Annotated in this window: 2 protein-coding genes; both read right to left on the minus strand. The window is 68.7% G+C overall.

Translation table 11 applies throughout. The features are described 5' to 3' along the window. Positions 1-173: 173 nt before the first annotated feature. A complete protein-coding gene (locus tag AB0J04_RS45915; RefSeq protein ID WP_363174690.1) occupies positions 174-1469 on the minus strand; it encodes an esterase-like activity of phytase family protein in 1296 nt (431 codons plus the stop codon). Then, the coding region (locus tag AB0J04_RS45920) for an ABC transporter permease (RefSeq protein ID WP_363174691.1) at positions 1469-2147 on the minus strand (679 nt) is incomplete at its 5' end. The genes AB0J04_RS45920 and AB0J04_RS45915, both read right to left, overlap by 1 nt.

The raw sequence follows: 2147 nt of genomic DNA on the forward strand, positions 1-2147 counted from the left end.
CCGCGACGCTCCGCGTCGCCGTCATCAGATTCGCTTCACCCCCGGCCTGAAGGCCGGAGCACTGCGAATGAATCCCGGTAGCGGTACCCGAGTTCCGACGCAGGTCCCTGCCGTCTCCTTGACGGCCGACGGCAGGGACTTCGCCCGCACGCCCGCACCGGCTGCTCGGTCCTTCAATGCGCGGCGATCACCTGTTTCGCGGCGGTCGGCAGGTGCACCGTTAGCGTGAGCAGGCGGGTGACCTGGGTACTGGTGAGATTGTCGTCGCTGATCAGGCGCAGTGTCGCGGTGCCGTGCCGCCCGGGCAGGGGGTTTACAGCCATGCCTTCGTAGTTGTCCAGCAGCGGGTTGATCTGCGGGCCCGGGTTGGTCGCACCGCCCGTGGGGCAGGAGGTGACGTCGACCACCAGCTTCTTGGTGGCCAGCTTTCCCGCAGGCACGGTCGACAGGTTCGCGGTGCGTGAGACGTCCACGGGCCGACGGACGTCCGGGACGGCGTACACCTCGATCTTGTTGCCCACGCCCTCCTGCCACCAGCTTTCCAGGACCAGCAGTCCGGTCCTGCCGTATGCGGTGACCTCGGCGACGCGGTTTCCGGCGTCGACCTGGTAACCGATCTGCCGGTCCAGCCGGTACTTCCCGTGCCGGTCGGCGCGGTAGACGAGTATGCGCCGGTCGCGCGCCTCGCCGGAGGCCGGTGCGTCGCCGCTGAGAGCCCCTTCCATGGCCGCGTAGACGTACCTTCCGTCGGGCGAGACGGTGAGTCCTTCGAGGGTGGCGTTGAAGGACGCCTCGCCGTCCGGGGCCACGCGGAACCGGTCCGGCACCTCCAGACGGTCGCGTTCCACGCCGTCGCGGCCGAAGATCCGGATGGACGGCTCGGTCTCGGAGGAGACCAGGTAGTCGCCGCCCGGCAGCACGGTCAAGCCCTCACCGTCGAAGTTGTTCCCATAGGGCGTTCCGTCGGGCTGCCTCAGGACCAGCGTGCCGGTGGCCCGCGGGTCTTCCGGGTGAGTGAAGAACCACAGCCGGGCGGACGGGCTGTGATCCATCACGGAGGCCCAGGCCCGGTTTCGGGAGTCGTAGGCGAGTGCCGACAGGCCGCCGATGCCGACACCGTCGAGGGTCCGCTTGTCGAGCGCGTCGCTGTAGCCCGTCACATGGGCGTCGGGAGCGCATGCCCGGGCAGCGGACGGCGATGTGCCGGGCGTCTCGGTGGCGTACGCGGGTACGACCGCGCCACTCGCGGCGAGAACGAGAGCGGCGAGCGCGGCGGCGGACCGGCCGCGGGTGGGCATGTGGCGATGCACGGTACGGCGCCTCGGCATGGTTTCCTCCATGTTCGCTTTCACGTCTTCGCTGTTCGCTTTCACGTCTTCGTCGATCGCCTTGACGTCTTCGTCTATCGCTTTCACGTCTTCGTCGATCGAGCCGACGGTGACCACGGGGCGGAGCCCGGGCGAAGGCATCAGTAAGTGCCCCTCGCGCGCAGGAACCTGCTGAACACCGTGCGCCCCAGGAGCCGCCAGATGCGGTCGGAGACGAATCCCAGCACGCCGAAACAGAAGACGCCCAGGAAGATCTGGTCCGTGCGGAAGTAGGTGCGGGCATTCCACACCAGCCAGCCGATACCGCTGTTGGCGGCGAGCGCCTCGGAGGCGACGACGACGAGGTACGCGGTCGACAGCCCCAGTCGCATTCCGGTGAAGATGCCCGGCACCGTCGCCGGCACGATCACCTGCCACAGGGTCTGGCTGCGGCTGGCACCGAAGCAGCGCGCCGCGTCGATCTTGTCCCGCGACACTCCTGAGGCGGCCTCGGCCGTGGTGACGATCACGGTGAAGATGCAGGCCCAAGCGATGAGGTACACCTTCGACGTCTCGCCGATGCCGAACCAGAGCAGGAACAGCGACACCAGCGCCAGCGCCGGGACGGCGCGGAAGAAATGGATGTACGGATCCAGGACGGCGCGCACGATCCGTGAGGTGCCGGCCAGGACACCCAGCGGGATCGCGATCGCGCTGCCGAGCAGCCAGCCCTCGAGCACACGCCGCACGCTGATTCCGATGTTGCTCCAGAGCGAGCCGTCGGAGACCGCCTCGCGGGTGGCCTTCCAGACCGCGTCCGGAGTCGGGAACAGGGTCGGG

This window comes from Streptomyces sp. NPDC050263 (assembly GCF_040655955.1).
In the GTDB taxonomy this organism is placed as follows: domain Bacteria; phylum Actinomycetota; class Actinomycetes; order Streptomycetales; family Streptomycetaceae; genus Streptomyces.

What these genes read in the sequence shown, in the direction of transcription:
- AB0J04_RS45915 (WP_363174690.1), bottom strand. Translation starts at nt 1,469, where the DNA reads ATGCCTTCGCCCGGGCTCCGCCCCGTGGTCACCGTCGGCTCGATCGAC.